This window comes from Flagellimonas flava (genome assembly GCF_050617915.1).
Taxonomy (GTDB): domain Bacteria; phylum Bacteroidota; class Bacteroidia; order Flavobacteriales; family Flavobacteriaceae; genus Flagellimonas; species Flagellimonas flava_A.
In genome coordinates this window covers 1-17,918 of record NZ_JBODQE010000006.1, presented here as the reverse complement: position 1 = coordinate 17,918, position 17,918 = coordinate 1, and the positions used below count along the sequence as shown (strand labels likewise).

At 44.4% G+C, this 17,918-nt stretch carries 15 protein-coding genes; 3 read left to right on the top strand and 12 right to left on the bottom strand.

Features of this window, described 5'->3' with window-relative positions; translation table 11 throughout:
- The first annotated feature begins 302 nt into the window (after window positions 1-302).
- Together ACRHOZ_RS15310 and ACRHOZ_RS15305 are read left to right on the top strand one after the other, a co-directional pair.
- A complete protein-coding gene (locus tag ACRHOZ_RS15310; RefSeq protein WP_431127181.1) occupies window positions 303-1,007 on the top strand; it encodes a helix-turn-helix domain-containing protein in 705 nt (234 codons plus the stop codon).
- 97 nt (window positions 1,008-1,104) lie between these two features.
- Window positions 1,105-2,187 carry a TlpA family protein disulfide reductase gene (locus tag ACRHOZ_RS15305; RefSeq protein WP_431127178.1) on the top strand — a complete coding sequence of 361 codons (1,083 nt, stop codon included), beginning with the start codon at window positions 1,105-1,107 and terminating at the stop codon, window positions 2,185-2,187.
- 24 nt (window positions 2,188-2,211) lie between these two features.
- Here ACRHOZ_RS15305 and ACRHOZ_RS15300 read toward each other — a convergent pair whose 3' ends face one another.
- From ACRHOZ_RS15300 to gpmI, 4 genes are all read right to left on the bottom strand, one after another.
- Window positions 2,212-2,976 (bottom strand): class I SAM-dependent methyltransferase, encoded by a 765-nt coding sequence (locus ACRHOZ_RS15300; RefSeq protein ID WP_431127175.1) that lies wholly within the window; start codon window positions 2,974-2,976, stop codon window positions 2,212-2,214.
- A gap of 112 nt (window positions 2,977-3,088) precedes the next feature.
- Window positions 3,089-3,463, bottom strand: a complete 375-nt coding sequence (locus ACRHOZ_RS15295) for a GxxExxY protein (protein ID WP_420398890.1) — start codon at window positions 3,461-3,463, stop codon at window positions 3,089-3,091.
- Window positions 3,464-3,536: 73 nt separating this feature from the next.
- Entirely contained in the window at window positions 3,537-4,355 is an 819-nt protein-coding gene (map, locus tag ACRHOZ_RS15290) for a type I methionyl aminopeptidase (RefSeq protein WP_431127171.1), read from the bottom strand.
- 68 nt (window positions 4,356-4,423) lie between these two features.
- Window positions 4,424-5,941, bottom strand: coding sequence for a 2,3-bisphosphoglycerate-independent phosphoglycerate mutase (gpmI, locus tag ACRHOZ_RS15285; RefSeq protein ID WP_431127168.1), 1,518 nt, complete (start codon window positions 5,939-5,941; stop codon window positions 4,424-4,426).
- Window positions 5,942-6,148: 207 nt separating this feature from the next.
- Between gpmI and ACRHOZ_RS15280 the strand changes: the two genes are divergently transcribed.
- A complete protein-coding gene (locus ACRHOZ_RS15280) occupies window positions 6,149-6,541 on the top strand; it encodes an ankyrin repeat domain-containing protein (RefSeq protein WP_431127165.1) in 393 nt (130 codons plus the stop codon).
- Window positions 6,542-6,635: 94 nt separating this feature from the next.
- Here ACRHOZ_RS15280 and ACRHOZ_RS15275 read toward each other — a convergent pair whose 3' ends face one another.
- The 8 genes from ACRHOZ_RS15275 to ACRHOZ_RS15240 form a co-directional block, all read right to left on the bottom strand.
- Window positions 6,636-6,803, bottom strand: a complete 168-nt coding sequence (locus tag ACRHOZ_RS15275; protein ID WP_313790998.1) for a DUF6747 family protein — start codon at window positions 6,801-6,803, stop codon at window positions 6,636-6,638.
- A gap of 114 nt (window positions 6,804-6,917) precedes the next feature.
- Window positions 6,918-7,682: a M48 family metalloprotease gene (locus ACRHOZ_RS15270; RefSeq protein WP_431127161.1), complete on the bottom strand. Its 765-nt coding sequence runs from the start codon at window positions 7,680-7,682 to the stop codon at window positions 6,918-6,920.
- A 40-nt stretch (window positions 7,683-7,722) separates the two neighbouring features.
- Entirely contained in the window at window positions 7,723-8,457 is a 735-nt protein-coding gene (locus tag ACRHOZ_RS15265; RefSeq protein ID WP_431127158.1) for a M15 family metallopeptidase, read from the bottom strand.
- 70 nt (window positions 8,458-8,527) lie between these two features.
- Window positions 8,528-9,655 (bottom strand): gliding motility-associated C-terminal domain-containing protein, encoded by a 1,128-nt coding sequence (locus tag ACRHOZ_RS15260; protein ID WP_431127156.1) that lies wholly within the window; start codon window positions 9,653-9,655, stop codon window positions 8,528-8,530.
- Window positions 9,656-9,706: 51 nt separating this feature from the next.
- Window positions 9,707-10,357 carry a hypothetical protein gene (locus ACRHOZ_RS15255; RefSeq protein ID WP_431127153.1) on the bottom strand — a complete coding sequence of 217 codons (651 nt, stop codon included), beginning with the start codon at window positions 10,355-10,357 and terminating at the stop codon, window positions 9,707-9,709.
- A 10-nt stretch (window positions 10,358-10,367) separates the two neighbouring features.
- The gene (locus ACRHOZ_RS15250; protein WP_431127150.1) at window positions 10,368-15,851 is read right to left on the bottom strand and encodes a beta strand repeat-containing protein; all 5,484 of its coding nucleotides are present in this window, start codon (window positions 15,849-15,851) and stop codon (window positions 10,368-10,370) included.
- A gap of 160 nt (window positions 15,852-16,011) precedes the next feature.
- On the bottom strand, window positions 16,012-17,178 hold the full coding sequence (locus tag ACRHOZ_RS15245) for a gliding motility-associated C-terminal domain-containing protein (RefSeq protein ID WP_431127147.1): 1,167 nt from the start codon (window positions 17,176-17,178) through the stop codon (window positions 16,012-16,014).
- The coding region (locus ACRHOZ_RS15240; RefSeq protein WP_431127144.1) for a hypothetical protein at window positions 17,178-17,918 on the bottom strand (741 nt) is incomplete at its 5' end. The genes ACRHOZ_RS15245 and ACRHOZ_RS15240, both read right to left, overlap by 1 nt.

Here is a 17,918-nt window from a genome sequence, read left to right as displayed (position 1 = left end):
TTCTTGTTTCGAATCCCAAAAAAAGAAAAAGTGATTTTTTTCTAGCCTTGATCATTGGCACTTTGGCGTTGCAGGTTCTGGGGTTGTTTTTGGCAAATCGGGATATAGGTCGAGACTTTTTCCAAAGTTTGAATTGTGCATATGGGTTTTTATATGGCCCTTTTCTGTTGTTTTACAACAAATTCATAACACAGCGAAACTTTGTTCTTAAAAAGATTCATTTACTTCATTTGCTCCCTTTTGTGTGCATGTGTGCTGGAATTTTAGCAACTCAGGGAAGCATTTGCCAATCGCAAATTTACATGGGATATGTAGCACATATTCTTATTTATGTTTTGCTGTGCTTTTTGGAGGTGAGAAAGTACAAAAAAGTGATCAAGGACAATTATTCCCGCTTGGAATGGCTCAATTTGGGTTGGTTACATTGGGTCTTTGTTGTTTTTTGTTTGATTGTGTTGGTGGATATTACCCAGTTTGTGGGATTCATGATTGGAATAAATACCTTTCTGTTGGAAAATGCCGTTTTTCTATTGATGCTGATTGCTATCAATCTGCTATACTTCTATGGATTTACCACGTCCAGAAAGCCCTTTGGGTACAGTAAGGACGATTTAGAGTTTTCGGCCTCCCTAACCTCCCGCAAGCGTATAAACACTACTTCAGAGGAGCATCAAACCCTCATTGGAAGACTGGAAAAACATTTGTTGCAGAACGAATCCTTTAAAAACTATAACCTTACTATTGCTTCCCTAGCGGAAGAAATAGGAATTCCGAAACGCAAACTTTCAGAATTGATCAACGACCACTATGATCAAAATTTTGTGGACTTCATTAACACCTATAGGATCAACAAAGCCAAGGAGCGGTTGATGAACCCTAAGGATTCCAATGAAACTATCTTGGAAGTTTTATATGATGTGGGATTTAATTCCAAATCCTCATTCAATACTGCATTTAAAAAGAAAACAGGAATTACACCTTCCGAATTCAAATCCAAGTATAAATAAAAGTGTAACGGTTATTAAAATCCGTTCGGATTCGCGTATTCAGACGACCTGTGTTTAATGTGAAGGTACTTTTGCCCAAATTTTAAATACATCAATCATGAAAACAATCAAGATTTTAGTAGTCCTAAGTCTACTGGTATGCGGATGCAAGTCAACAGACCAAGCCGAAGTAGCCTTTTACTTCAAGGTGAATTCCCAAGAAATATCTGTTATTGACATTTCCAAATATGATTACGATAAAGAAGAAATGGTACCGTTGAAGTCCATAGAGGATCCTGTGCCAGGTATCATTTGGGAAGTAACAGACGACTTTTTGGAACCTGTCATTTATGGCATAAAACTAAATACGGGAGAGGAAATGCGAGTTGCTGTGGAGCAAAACGGTCCTGTAATTGTTCACCTGAATGGTAAAATGGTTTTGGAATCTAAAGTTGCTTCCAAACTTAATTTTAATAAAAGTATAGAAAAACTCAACCAACAGTTTTTTGCGGATATGATTGGCGAGTTTGACCACGCTATGGCGGAAAATGATCAAGAGCGAATAGCAGAACTGGAAAGGGAGAAGGATGAGCTCTTGGTGGACTTTGTTGCAGCAATGGAACAATTGATTCGGAAGATGGGCCCAACTGCCAAGGCTTATGATGCATTGTCTTATTTGGATTTATACAAAAACAATTCATTTTTTAAGGAGATGCTTCAGAAATTTGAGAAGGAATTTCCTTCAACCGGGATGACCCGTTCTTTGGATTTAAGAATCTCCAAGGCAGATCGGCTAACTGTTGGCAGCAAACTGGAGAATTTTAAGGCCACTACTCGGAAAGGGGATCAACTTAATCTTGCAGATTACAAGGGTTCTTACGTTCTGGTCGATTTTTGGGCTTCATGGTGCAGACCTTGCAGGGTAGAAAACCCAAAACTTATGAAGCTCTATAAAACTATGAAAACCATGAATTTTGAAATCATCGGGATCAGTATAGATTCGGACGAAAAAACATGGGAGAAAGCTATTGAAAAGGATGGGATTGAATGGCCTCAAATTTTGGATACAGACCAGATTATCTACAAGCAATATTTGTTATCCTCCTTGCCTGCTAATTTTTTGTTGGACAAAGAAGGTGGGATTGTTGCAAAGAATATTACCGCAGAACAACTTGAACAGCAACTTGGGGAGTTGAATTAAACTGGAGCTAAATAAAAGGAAGAATCATTTCCTCACATAGGGAATGATTTCTCCCTTTGCCAACCTGTACTTATCAATTTCTTCTTCACTTAATTTATCTGCGAGGTCAACTTCTTCTACCTTAAAACCAATTTTTCGAAGTTTATCAAAATAATCCCTTCCATAGATGCGGACATGATCGTACTGACCAAAAATCCGGGCACGTTCTTTTTTATCTGTTATGGAATTGTCTTCAAAAGTATGTTCCCTGCCTAAATCCTGAGGAATTTGAAAAACACCCCAACCTCCTGGTTTCAAAATGCGATACAGTTCCTGCATGGCTTTGGTGTCGTCAGGAATATGTTCTAGCACATGATTGCAAAGAATGACGTCAAAAGTGTCGTTTTCAAACGGGAGCTTGCAGATATCGGCTTTTACATCTGCCAAAGGAGAATTTAAATCGGTGGTCGTGTAAGTGATGTTGGTAAGCTTTTTAAACCGTTTATAAAAAGCTTGTTCAGGAGCAAAATGCAACAAGCTCAAATCTTTGCTAAAAAAGTCCGTGCGGTTTTTCAAAAATAACCATAACAGACGATGCCTTTCCAAGGAAAGGGTAGAGGGGGAGAGCACATTTTCCCGCGGACTCTCGTAACCGTAAGGTAGAAACTTCCTAAAACTTTTGCCATCAATGGGGTCGGTATAGGTGCTTCCTCTTAAAAAAAGTGCAATAAGTGGTCGCACCCAATAGCTCAGTTTAATGAGCCATGGTCTTGGGATGAGGTTAAGAAAGAACTTAAATATTTTAGACAATGGTAGCTTTATTTATCGACCTTCAGGTAGGTAAAACCATCGGTGCAAATTTGTGGAATTCGTGTCAAACTTAACGTTATTGGACACGAATTCCGCAAATTTACACGAATAATTAAAGGATAACTCTTCGATAGATTAAACTATCTTCTCCAAAGTTGACCAACAAACCAAGTTTCATTTTTGAAACGGCTAAATAGTTCAAAGTTTGTTTTACGTGGCTTTGGGTCAACGAGTTTATTGCTTTTATCTCAAGAATTATCTTGTTGTCAACAACAAAGTCAGCAAAATATTGATGCCGTAGCATCTTACCCTTATAATTGATGTGGAACTTAGTCTCTCTGGTATAGGGAACACCGTTTTCATTCAATTCAAATTCCAATGCGTCCCCGTAAACTTTTTCGCTAAATCCTTTGCCCAGTTCATTATGAACGTCCATACATAGTCCGATAATGAAATAGGATTCATGTTTGTATAATACCTCTGTCATATCAATACAGTTTATTGATGTTAAAGAGGTTGATTTTTATGGAATGGGGAAGGCGGTTAAACCAACCCTTCTTTTATAGTACGAGGTTCTGATGTCTGAATTCTTCTTCTTCGTCACTTTCGATTCCCAATGCTTTGTAGATGTATTGAAAAGTGGATAAAAGCTCAGGTTTACCATCCACCAAAGCCACATCGTGCTCAAAGTGGGCACTAGGTTTTCCATCTGCGGTCAAGATGGTCCAGCCGTCCTTTAATTGTTTTATTCTTCGGGTACCCATATTGATCATGGGTTCAATGGCCACGACCATACCATTGACAAATTTCTTGCCTCTTCCACGTTTGCCATAGTTGGGCATTTGGGGATCTTCATGAAGTTCTGTACCCAGACCATGTCCTACCAACTCACGTACTACACCGTACCCATGACTTTCACAGTACTTTTGGATAGCAAAGCCAACATCACCTACCCGGTTTCCTTCCTTAAATTCCCGGATTCCAACATATAGAGACTCCTTGGTAACCTTCAGCAGTTTTTTGGTAGCCTCGGCAACCTCACCCACCTCAAAAGTGTAGGCATGGTCACCATAATACCCATTTTTAAGGGCACCACAATCCACAGATATAACATCACCTTCTTTTAGGGGTTCGTTGTTGGGAATACCATGAACCACTTGGGCATTTGGGCTCCAATTCAAGGTATTGGGGAAGTCGTACATCCCTAAAAATCCTGGTTCTGCCCCTTGTTCCCTAATATACTCCTCGGCCATTTTATCCAAAGCCAAAGGATTGGCTCCAGGTTTGATTTCCACGGCCAACATGCCCAAAGTCCTGGAAACGACCAATGCACTCTCGCGCATCAACTCAATTTCCTCTGCAGTCTTAATTTTTACCATGGGTGCAAAGATAATCGGAAATCAATAAACACAAGGGTTTTACGTCCTTAGAGCATAAAAAAGAGGGTTTATACCAGAGAATTCTGGGTCATTAAATCCGGTTTAGGGATACCCAACATGTGCAAGATGGTAGGTGCAATATCACCCAACACTCCATCTTTGATGGACGTAATATCCGAATCGACCAAAATTAATGGTACGGGATTGGTCGTATGGGCTGTATTTGGACTACCGTCAGGATTGATCATGGTGTCGCAGTTTCCGTGATCCGCAATAACAATGGAAGAATACCCGTTTTCCAGACCTGCGGTTACCACATCCCTTGCGCATTCATCCACCGTTTCACAGGCTTTTACCGCAGCCTCCATGATTCCAGTATGGCCAACCATATCTGGATTGGCAAAGTTCAGGCAAACAAAATCGGTTTCCCCTTTTTTCAGTTCAGGAATTATGGCATCCCTAATATCATAGGCACTCATCTCGGGCTGAAGGTCGTAAGTGGCCACTTTTGGCGAAGGACATAAAATCCTGTTTTCGCCATCAAAAGGTTCTTCGCGTCCACCGTTGAAAAAGAAAGTTACGTGGGGATACTTTTCGGTCTCGGCAATTCGAATCTGTTTTTTACCGTTGTTAGCCAGTACCTCTCCAAGGGTATCCTTGATATTTTCCTTGTCGTACACTACATGGATTCCCTGGAACGAATCATCATAATTGGTTAGGGTTACATAGTGCAGGTTCAATTTGTGCATGTTGTGTTCATGAAAATCCTGCTGGCTTAAAACTTGGGTAAGTTCACGTCCTCTATCCGTCCTAAAGTTGAAAAAAACAATAACGTCCCCTTCCGATATTTGGGTCACGGGCTTGTTATTGGAATCGGTCAAAACCAACGGTTTAATGAATTCATCGGTAACGCCTGCATCATAACTTTTTTGCATAGCCGCGGAAATGTCCTGGACTTTTTCTCCTTCATTGTTGACCATGACATCATAAGCCAGCTTAACACGTTCCCATCTTTTATCCCGATCCATGGCATAATATCTTCCAATGACGGTAGCCAATTCGGATTTTTTATCCGAACAAAACTGACGAAGATCCTCTAGAAATCCTTTACCACTTTTGGGGTCAACATCCCTTCCATCCATGAATGCATGTACATAGGAATTTCCAACGCCACTGTCGTCTGCAGCTTTGATCAAGGCCTTCAAATGATCGATATGGCTATGAACTCCTCCATCACTGACCAAACCAAGGAAGTGAACAGGCTTACTATTGGATTTGGCATAGGAAAAGGCAGCATTCAAAACCGCCTCGTTCTTTAAGGTGTCCTCAGCAACCGCCTTATTGATTTTGGCAAGATCTTGATACACGATCCGCCCCGCACCCAAATTCATGTGGCCCACCTCGCTGTTACCCATTTGACCTTCCGGAAGACCTACATTCATGCCATCCGTGAGAAGATTGGCATTGGGGTATTTACCGTAAAGGGAGTCTATAAATGGAGTTTGGGCTTGTTCAATTGCGGAGACCTTAGGGTCTGGGGATTTTCCCCATCCATCCAAAATCATTAGGATTACCTTCTTGTTCATGCTACTGTATTAAGCATCAAAAATAGTGTGAAAGTGCTGGATGCCCTAGCCTTTTCAGAGTTTTCTCCCCGAGGATTTGTTAATTATTTATGTTAAAAAAAGAGCTGTTGTTAAAGTTTAGTTATTTAAGTGTTAATCCTGTAACATTTGATTCTAGAGGCAGTCTATTTTTATATCAATTATTTCATTAATCAAAAATTATTCATCATGAAAAAAACAATCCTAAGCGTAGCTGCGGCCTGTATGGTCATGGTTGCGGGCGTTAGCGCCAATGAAAATTCAACAACCAATGAAGATCATTTGTACAACACGGTGATCACAGCTGAAATCAACTCCTTTTGCAAGGCCATTGTTCAGGGAGATGTGGATACGGTAAAGAAGCTTATTGAATTGGGTGAGGATGTGAACAAGAAATCACTTGGAATGGCACCTATCCATTTTGCGGCCCGTTACAATCAAACGGAAATTTTGGAAGTACTCATTGCTAATGGAGCCAATGTCAGAAAAAAATGTGACAAAGGATATACGGCAAAGAAATATGCCGAGCTTTCCAATGCTGTGGATGCCTTAAGAGTTCTGAAAGATGCTATGAAGAAATAAAAGAGAGGGGTTTATTCATCCAAAAAAAGGCCCGTCCATTTGGACGGGCCTTTTTGCTCATTTACTTATAGTGTTCTTGTAAAAGAGAAAGTTCTTAAAAATCAAAGCCGGTCAGTACCCTAAACATGAATGCGTATAGAGCCATTGACAACAAAATGGCGCAAAAAATCGCGTAGCCTTTTAAAAATAATACCAGATAACTAGGCTTACAGTCATCGAATGCTTCAAAATAAAGCTGCTTAAAATGCAATAGTGTTCCCATATGTCCTCTCGTTTAATAGCACAAATGGGTTAAAGAAAAGCATGTTTGATTTGGGTACTACAAAGGTATTCAAATCTTGGAAACACCCATTTTTAATCGACAAATGAGGTAAATCTATCGACCTGAATACTTTTTTATGGCTTCTTTAATCTTTTCAATCCGATTTTCAGGATCTGGATGGGTACTTTGAAATTCAGGAACACGGTTGGGACCGGCCGCCGCTTTCAGGATCTCCATGACCCTGATCATTTCATAGGGGTCATAGCCCGCCTGAATCATAAACAGGACACCCAACTCATCACTTTCCAACTCATCGCCCCTTCCATTTTTAAGCAAGGTATTCTGGCCAATACTTCCCACAACATTTCCCATATCTGCACCTACGGTGGCACCCATGGTCAAAGTTTGCCAAAAACTGCTTTCAGCAATACGCTCTGCTGAATGCCTTCCTATTACATGAGCAATTTCATGCCCCAAAACCCCGGCAAGTTGTGCCTCCGTTAATTGAGAAAATAGGGCATAGGTTATAAAGCATTGGCCGCCAGGTAGTGCAAATGCATTAATAGTGCGGTCATCTGCCAACAAATGAAATTCATATTGATATGGTGTTTCCCTGGCAATGCTATTTTGAACCAAGTTATTGCCCACGGCATCAACCAAAGCTTGCATCCGTTGATCAGGATACAGACCGCCGTGTTGTTGTGCCATTTCGGGTGCGCTCTGAAGACCAATCGCAATTTCCTGGTCTGGGGTCATGTTTATATTCTGTACCCTTCCGGTATAGGGATTTTCTTGTTTGTTGTTACAACGCTGTATAAAGGCAAAGGCAACAATGGCCAATCCTATAAAGATTCGGATTTTCCAACTTCCTCTTCTCATGGTGTTAGTGTTCTAGATAAATGAAAGTACAAAAAATAGCTTACAAAAGCTCTGGGTTGATTCCCAATATGTTATCCTGAATATAACTTCTCAAGAATCCAGTAGTAAAATAATCACAGCCTAAAAAATCCTGACTTAACAGCATTTTTACAATGTTGATTCTTCTATAGGCCTCCAACATGGGAATTGAAATGGGGGCATAGCTATAATGCCAAGGCTCGTACTTGAATCCAGGTCTTTTGGGTTCGTCCGTATAAACAAGATAAAAACCAAACTCCTCGGAATTTTCATCCAGCCAATGTTTAAGCCCTTCAAATGGGCCCCCTGCTTCAAATTTTTGGGGAACCAAAACATCACCAGAAGATTTTACACTGCCATCAATTATGTCGATATCGGTACCCCAATGGTGCCTACTGGTTCCAGGGATAGTGGAATACTCAATGATTTTCTCGATAGCATCCATAGGTTGCATTCCATCATCTTCTGTGTAGCGGAGAAATTTCCGTTCCCATATACTTTCCTGCCTAAAATAATCCCGATAGCTGGAAACCATCTGAATATCAAATCCTGCCTTAAGGGCGGCTTTTTTCATTGCTACGAACGCATGATAGGCCTCTTCCCTTAAATTGATGCCCTCGCCATATAGATCAATGTCCGCTTTGCCAATTAGTTCATCAAGGGAATAATCGGGATCGGAGTAAACGGGAACCATAGGAGGTAGGGCGCACGCCAAGCTTGTAATGGAAGCTTTTTTAATAAAAGTCCTTCGCTTCATGGATTTGATTTGTTGACCAAGTTAAGAAGTATTTTTAAGCCAAAATATCCCAATTCTGTTTTCGGTTTCATTATTGGGAAATATAGAGATAACCCTGGTATTTCTCTTTATTATCGGTTACCGTAAGGACATAAAAGTAAACTCCAGCGGAAAGCCCTGAGGCCTTGCTAATTACTCCGTTCCGATTGGATTTGCCATCAAATTCGTTGGCGTAGTTGAGTTTGGAATATACCAACACACCGTAACGGTTATAGATGTTAAGGACATTGTTGGGAACATTTTCGATACCATCAATCAATAGAAAATCGTTTACCCCATCATCATTTGGAGTCATAAAGTAATTGTCAAGTTCTAGAACCGTAAAGGGCTCCAAAAGGTCATCAGTTCCACCTAGCGTAATGATTTCATAATCGTTCGGTACAAAAGTCTCTGAAGAGATATTTCCTGTTTGCATATTTCCAGATACGGTAGTATTACCCAATCGTTCCCATTGGTTGGATGTTTTGTTCCATCCCACCACCAACAAACTTTCAACCGTTTCGGCCAAAAGCTCCACGGCACTATTGGGATCCCAGGTAAGGGTCACTACCGAAGGTTGATCACCTTCCAATCGCCAAAATTCCAAGTTGCTGACCTGAAGATCTTCAGTGGCTTTACTATCTGTTGGGAATTGCTGGGACAATGATGCAGAATCATTCGGGTCTTCAGGATAATAAGCGCATTTGGCCAAAGTGTTGACTGTGTCTGACGATAGGGTCAAATAGCGAAAAAATTCTCCGTCTCCAACGGGAAAAGTTATGGTTTCCTTATCGGTTGCCCCGGCATAACCATTGATGTGGGCCATATTACCAGATCCCATATAAAAGGAATTATCGATAAAATTCAGATAGCTTGCAGAGTTGGATTTGGAGGTTAAAACATCTCCTACCACAAAATTGACATTTCCTGTTACGCCTAGCCAGGTCTCCAATAGCAACCCGTTGTCAGCAACAATTTCTATATCTTGAAAAATTGGACTGCTTGAGCCCGAAACGGTCAGCAAGTTTCCGCTATAAAACCCAGTAAGTCCTGTATTGTTATCAAAAGCGCCATCGTTGATTACATCCAAATGAAAACCGACTGAGGAGGTACCGTGAAACTGAAGATTGCCGAAATTATGAAAGGCCGTCTGTCCCCAAAAAAGGGTTGGAACTACCATTAGGGAACTTGAAAGTAATCGTTTTATATGTTGACTTAAGATGATCATGGATTATCTAAATGCTTGAAATATGACAACGATTCCGTCAGCAAAACTGTCTGTGTTTAGGGTGAATCCGTCCGTGTTAAAACTTGTTACGGTGGCTGATGTAATTCCCAGATTATTTCCGTTTTGATCACTATAGCGCAGTGCTATTGAGTGGGAATTGGAAGCATATCTTGAGATGTCGTTTATGGAATTCCCACTTCCGCCAACATAAATGACTTGTTCGGCTATGGCCCCACCATCATTTCTGGCAAAACCGTTCATGGAACCATAGGCATTGGCAAGGGTCCGGTTATTGTTTCCAACTCCGTTGTCGGAATTTAGGTTAAAGCTTTCCACATTCGCATGGGCTGAAAAAGTTAGGCTACTGGGATGAAACGGAATTCCGGTTATGGTTTGGTTACCCGCTCCCGTAATTTGAAAAGCACCCACATAGCTATTGGCCACATTCGGAACTTCCACCCAGGCCGAATTGCTGTAAAAATGCATACTACTCGTTGTGGTATTATAGACCATGGAACCTTCCTCGGGATTGGAAATACTGTTCATCTCCAAAGTGGTAACATTATGGATGGCTACCAGGTCCCCAGCGGTTGGTGTTTGAGCACTTAGACCCAAGAGGGAGAACAACAATATGATGGTTAAAATGCCTTTCATTGTTCTTTTTTTACAGATCTAAAATGGTAAACATAAATTCTGAATTGAATCTATTTCTATCCGTACCCCCGTTGTCATTATCCCCTATAATTACTTCAAAGCTGGAACTGGTCTGTGCACGATAAGAAATTCCAGGGTCGTCATTTCCGGACCCATCCCGACTTGGCTGTGCCAATTGAATAATATAGTTGGCGTCGCTTACCAGTCCAGAAGGTAGGTTAACCCTGTAATATCCATTTCCTGTGAGTTTGGTAACCGTAATTCCCGATGTGGCCCGAGTGACGCTTCCATTTGCAGCTATTTTGCCGAAAGCTTTTATAGGACTCTCGTAATATGCGCCCCCATTGGCTCCCACAGTAATGCTATTGTCAGCCTCAGCGCCAACAACATTGGCTGTTTGGTTCGCTGTAGCTTCGTTGGTGTATGTTATAACACCCGTTGTTGTGTTTTGGGAAAGGGTGGTAACGGTGTCATCGTCTCCATCTGCTATATCTGCTGGAATGTTGGAAAGTGATGACCATTCCCCATCAAAGTCATCGGTCACGTCGGTATCGAGGTTGGGAAACTCGTTGTTGACGGCCGTTGCCACCTGCGCATCGGTCAATTGTGTATCGTTGTCGATGTCATCGGCAAAGCCTACGGGCACGTTGTTGAGAGAGGACCACTCCCCGTCAAAGTCGTCGGTGGAGTCGGTATCAAGGTTGGCCGGTACGTCGGTAAGGTCATTGAAACTTCCACTGAAATCGTCAGTTGAGTCCGTGTCCAAATTGGCCGGCACGTCCGTAAGGTCGTTGAAACTTCCAGAGAAATCATCGGTCACATCGGTATCGAGGTTGGGGAACTCGTTGTTGACGGCCGTTGCCACCTGTGCATCCGTCAATTGTGTATCGTTGTCGATGTCATCGGCAAAGCCGGCGGGCACGTTGTTGAGAGAGGACCACTCCCCGTCAAAGTCGTCGGTGGAATCAGTGTCCAGGTTGGCCGGCACATTGGTCAAATCATTGAAATCCCCCGAAAAGTCATCGGTCACATCGGTATCGAGGTTCGGGAACTCGTTGTTCACTGCCGTTGCCACCTGTGCGTCGGTCAGCTGCGTATCGTTGTCGATGTCATCGGCAAATCCCGTTGGAACATTGTTCAGGGATGCCCATTCCCCGTCAAAGTCGTCGGTGGAATCAGTGTCCAAGTTGGCCGGTACGTTGGTCAAATCATTGAAATCCCCCGAAAAGTCATCCGTCACGTCCGTGTCCAGGTTCGGGAACTCGTTGTTGACGGCCGTTGCCACCTGTGCGTCGGTCAGCTGCGTATCGTTGTCGATGTCATCGGCAAATCCCGTTGGAACATTGTTCAGGGATGCCCATTCCCCGTCAAAGTCGTCGGTGGAATCAGTGTCCAAGTTGGCCGGTACGTTGGTCAAATCATTGAAATCCCCCGAAAAGTCATCCGTCACGTCCGTGTCCAGGTTCGGGAACTCGTTGTTGACGGCGGTTGCCACCTGTGCATCGGTCAATTGTGTATCGTTGTCGATGTCATCGGCAAATCCCGCTGGCACATTGTTCAAGGAACTCCACTCCCCGTCAAAGTCGTCCGTTGAGTCCGTGTCGAGATTGGCGGGAACATCCGTAAGGTCATTGAAACTTCCACTGAAATCATCGGTTGAGTCCGTGTCCAGATTGGCAGGTACATTGGTCAAATCATTGAAATCCCCTGAAAAGTCATCGGTCGCATCGGTATCGAGGTTGGGGAACTCGTTGTTGACGGCCGTTGCCACCTGTGCATCGGTCAATTGTGTATCGTTGTCTATATCATCGGCAAAGCCTGCGGGCACATTGTTGAGCGAACTCCATTCCCCGTCAAAGTCGTCGGTGGAGTCCGTGTCCAGGTTGGCCGGTACGTCCGTGAGGTCATTGAAACTTCCACTGAAATCGTCCGTCACGTCGGTGTCCAAATTGGCCGGCACGTCGGTGAGGTCATTGAAGCTGCCGGAAAAGTCATCGGTCGAGTCGGTGTCCAGATTGGCCGGAACATTGGTCAAATCGTTGAAATCCCCTGAAAAGTCATCGGTCACATCGGTGTCCAGGTTGGGAAACTCGTTGTTCACTGCAGTCGCTACCTGTGCATCGGTCAGCTGCGTATCGTTGTCGATGTCATCCGCAAACCCAGCGGGCACGTTGTTGAGCGAGGCCCACTCCCCGTCAAAGTCGTCGGTTGAGTCCGTGTCAAGGTTGGCCGGCACGTCGGTAAGGTCGTTAAAGCTACCGGAAAAGTCGTCGGTGGAGTCCGTATCAAGATTGGCCGGCACATTGGTCAAATCGTTGAAGTCCCCGGAGAAATCATCCGTCACATCGGTGTCCAGATTGGGGAACTCGTTGTTGACGGCCGTTGCCACCTGTGCATCGGTCAGCTGGGTATCGTTGTCGATGTCATCGGCAAAGCCTGCGGGCACGTTGTTGAGGGAACCCCACTCCCCGTCAAAGTCGTCCGTGGAATCAGTGTCCAGGTTTGCGGGCACATCAGTAAGGTCATTGAAGCTTCCACTGAAGTCGTCCGTTGAGTCCGTGTCGAGATTGGCCGGTACGTCCGTGAGGTCGTTGAAACTTCCAGAGAAATCATCGGTCACATCGGTATCCAGATTGGGAAACTCGTTGTTGACGGCCGTTGCCACCTGTGCATCGGTCAGCTGTGTATCGTTGTCGATGTCGTCGGCAAATCCTGCGGGCACGTTGTTGAGGGAACTCCATTCCCCGTCAAAGTCATCCGTCACGTCCGTGTCCAGGTTGGGGAACTCGTTGTTCACTGCCGTTGCCACCTGGGCATCGGTCAGTTGTGTATCGTTGTCGATGTCATCGGCAAATCCCGCTGGAACATTGTTGAGCGAACTCCACTCCCCGTCAAAGTCGTCCGTGGAATCAGTGTCCAAGTTGGCCGGTACGTCCGTAAGGTCGTTGAAGCTACCACTGAAATCATCAGTGGAATCTGTATCGAGGTTGGCAGGTACGTTGGTCAAATCATTGAAATCCCCTGAAAAGTCATCTGTCACATCGGTGTCCAGGTTCGGGAACTCGTTGTTCACTGCCGTGGCGACCTGTGCATCGGTCAGCTGGGTATCGTTGTCGATGTCGTCGGCAAAGCCGGCGGGCACGTTGTTGAGCGAGGCCCACTCCCCATCAAAGTCGTCCGTTGAATCCGTATCAAGGTTGGCGGGCACATCGGTAAGGTCGTTGAAGCTTCCACTGAAATCGTCCGTCACATCGGTGTCCAGGTTGGGGAACTCGTTGTTGACCGCCGTTGCCACCTGTGCATCTGTCAGCTGTGTATCGTTGTCTATGTCGTCGGCAAAGCCTGCGGGCACGTTGTTGAGCGAGGCCCACTCCCCGTCAAAGTCGTCGGTTGAATCCGTATCCAGGTTCGCGGGAACATCCGTAAGGTCGTTGAAGCTGCCTGAAAAGTCATCTGTCACATCGGTGTCCAGGTTCGGGAACTCGTTGTTCACTGCCGTTGCCACCTGGGCATCCGTGAGCTGTGTATCGTTGTCTATGTCGTCGGCAAAGCCTGCGGGCACGTTGTTGAGCGAGGCCCACTCCCCATCAAAGTCGTCCGTTGAATCCGTGTCCAGGTTGGCGGGCACATCGGTAAGGTCGTTGAAGCTTCCACTGAAATCGTCCGTCACATCGGTGTCCAGGTTGGGGAACTCATTGTTGACGGCGGTTGCCACCTGTGCATCGGTCAGCTGTGTATCATTGTCAATATCGTCGGCAAATCCTGCTGGCACATTGTTGAGCGAGGACCACTCCCCATCAAAGTCATCCGTGGAGTCCGTGTCCAGATTGGCAGGTACGTCCGTCAGGTCATTAAAGCTGCCGGAAAAGTCATCGGTCACATCTGTATCGAGGTTGGGGAACTCGTTGTTGACCGCGGTTGCCACCTGCGCGTCGGTCAGCTGTGTATCGTTGTCGATGTCGTCGGCAAATCCTGCCGGCACATTGTTCAAAGAGGACCATTCCCCATCAAAGTCGTCCGTTGAGTCCGTGTCCAGATTGGCGGGAACATCGGTAAGGTCGTTGAAACTGCCACTGAAGTCGTCCGTTGAGTCGGTATCAAGGTTGGCCGGCACATTGGTCAAATCGTTGAAATCTCCTGAAAAGTCATCCGTCACATCGGTGTCCAGGTTGGGGAACTCGTTGTTGACCGCCGTGGCCACCTGTGCATCTGTCAGTTGTGTGTCGTTGTCGATGTCATCGGCAAATCCTGCGGGCACATTGTTGAGGGAGGACCACTCCCCGTCGAAGTCGTCCGTGGAGTCCGTGTCCAGATTGGCGGGCACATCGGTAAGGTCGTTGAAGCTTCCACTGAAATCGTCCGTTGAGTCCGTATCGAGGTTAGCGGGGACATTGGTCAAATCATTGAAATCCCCCGAAAAGTCATCGGTCACATCTGTATCGAGGTTGGGGAACTCGTTGTTGACCGCCGTTGCCACCTGTGCATCGGTCAATTGTGTGTCGTTGTCGATATCGTCGGCAAATCCCGCTGGAACATTGTTCAAAGAGGACCATTCCCCATCAAAGTCGTCGGTGGAGTCCGTATCGAGGTTGGTCGGTACGTCCGTGAGGTCATTGAAACTTCCACTGAAATCGTCCGTTGAGTCCGTATCAAGGTTGGCCGGAACGTTGGTCAAATCGTTGAAATCCCCATCAAAGTCGTCGGTGGAATCCGTATCGAGGTTGGTCGGTACGTCCGTTAGGTCGTTAAAACTTCCACTGAAGTCGTCCGTTGAGTCCGTGTCGAGATTGGCGGGAACATTGGTCAAATCGTTGAAGCTGCCAGAAAAGTCATCAGACGAATCAGTATCGTAACCACTAAGATCAATAGTGGTGGAATCAGGATCATTGGTTAATGAAATTACTCCAGCATTAAATTGCAAATCTTGGATTTCATTTTGATTGTCCGCATCAGCATCATCAACATTAATAGCAATGGTATTTCCGTTATCAATACTTATATTGCCTGGATTTCCATCGGTATTTAAGTTTTGGCTATCTGTATTTGTTGTACTGATGACGGTTTGTGCCCCAGATTCGTTGGTAAATGTATACGTCCCATCCAAGTTGTTAACTAAGGTAGTAATGGTTTCAGGCGCTCCGTTGAACGTTAGATCATTTCCAAGACCATCAGACAGCGTAATGGTTCCATCTCCGTTGTCAACAAAAGAAAAACCTGTGGTATTGGATGAATTGCAAAGGTTTATCCACTGCTCACCATTGAAATAATGCACGCAGGAGGTATCAATGTTATAAATTACAGCACCGTTAAGCGGAGTAATGCTTTGCATTTGGGCCGAAGTCAACCTGGTAAGTACCAGAGCCTTGTCGCTGCTCTCCAGTTCCATGATGGATGCTGGGTTTATGGCATTGGGATTATCTCCCACCTTGACTTGGCCGAATGCGACGATAGAAAAAAATAGGGCAAAAAAGGGTAAACTTCTTCTCAATTCCATTACAACTTGTTTGATAGCGCGCTAAAAATAAGGTCGGCGGTAGAGAAGAACCACAAAATGTTGTGTAGGTGGATAAGATTGTTGTAAATGGGAATTGAATGGACAATCCCTTAAAAGATAGCTTGTTAGGCTAGGTGATGCGAAGTATAATTCTTACAGGCTAGCGGTCCAAAAACAAAAAGCCCTGGTATTCCAAACCTAAATCATCCAAGGTGACCAAATAAAAGTAAACACCTTCGGGAAGGCCAATGTCCTGGCTTAGATAAAAATTTCCGGTATTGGACTCTCCCACGAATTCGTCCACGTAGTTGATTTTTTCATACACTTTCTGTCCAAACCGATTGAAAATTCTAAGGCTATTGTTTGGTGATTCAGACATATTGTCAATCACTAGAAATTCGTTTATACCATCCCCATTTGGACTCAGGAAATAATTGCCCAAGGTGGGATTGTTCACGGCGAATGTATCTGTAGGTAATGGAATGGTCCCAAAGGTAATGGCCCCAAAATCGTTAGGATTAAAGACTTCGGAGGTGATGAAACCGTTTGTAATATCACCGCCTTTAGCTGAATTTCCGATGACAACCCATCGATTTGAAGCTATACTCCAACCCACCACAATAATGGACTCAAAACTGGCATTTGGAATAGATGCTAAATCACTTCGCGGATTCCAGCTAATGGTAACTGCTGCAGGGACACCACTATTGAAAATCCAGAACTCCTGGTCCGTCACAGTGCCAATTTCCGGAACTTTGCTGTTTACATCAAAAGTGGATGAAAGAGATGTTGGACTGGAAGGGTTTTCAAATAAATAGGCACAGCGTGCCAAGGGTGTACTTCCCTGTGAAATCATGGTTAGTGGTCGTAATTGATTTTCATCACCGATTGGAAATGAGAAAAAATCCCTGTTATTTATAGCAGCAAAGCCCTTTATTTTTGCACCATCCCTTTCCCCGGTAAAAAAACCGTTTTGTATAAAATTGAGATACACCGTTTGGTCATCCAAGGGTGAGTCCACATTACCGTCCACAAAGTTGGTATTGTTTTGTACATGCACCGGGATTCTTATCATGACATTATTGGGAACAAAAAACTCCGCATCCCAAAAACTTGGGGCTACATTGCCTGAAACCTCAATAGAGCCGTTACCATAGAAACCAGCCAGTCCAATATTTTGATCAAAGGAGGCATCGTTGATAAAGTTGGTATGAAATCCTATGCTGCCATTGGGGTGTATCTTGATATCACCGCCGTTATATAGGGCATTTTGGGCATAGGTAAGGCTGGTAAATAGCCCAATGGATATGGCAATGAATTGTTTCATTAGTTGATTTGTTGCCAAGACGTTCCGTCACTTTGAATAGTAATGGTCGTGTTGTTAGCGATGCTATTTAAAGTGGCGTTGAAAAGATCTTGATAGTTGTCTGTGCTTACAGGACCTCCTGAAATATTTTTTATAATATAAATTCTGCCCAAATTAGCACCCGCAGCAGGAAATGCTAAATTGCTTATCCCCGCGTTTAGAATAACCGTGTAATGCGTATTATCTAAAGTATCATCTACTGATAAAGGGGTAATTGGTTTTATTGCCAAGTCAATTGTAGTGGCACCGCCACTAATACTTAAAGTATTTTGGGTAATGCTTAAATCTTGTGCGTCAGTGTTGGTGTAGCCGGAAAGGTCAATGTTGGTGGGTGCGGCGTTGTTTGTTATTGTCAGGATGTCCCCGGTCAGGTCCAAATCCTGTATCTCATTGGTAGCATTGGCATCGGCATCGTCCACGTTCAAGTTAAGGGTGCTCCCGTTTTGGATGGTAATGTTCCCTGGATTGTTGTCCGTGCTTATGTCCTGTGCGTCAGTGTTGGTGTAGCCGGAAAGGTCAATGTTGGTGGGTGCGGCGTTGTTTGTTATTGTCAGGATGTCCCCGGTCAGGTCCAAATCCTGTATCTCATTGGTAGCATTGGCATCGGCATCGTCCACGTTCAAGTTAAGGGTGCTCCCGTTTTGGATGGTAATGTTCCCTGGATTGTTGTCCGTGCTTATGTCCTGTGCGTCAGTGTTGGT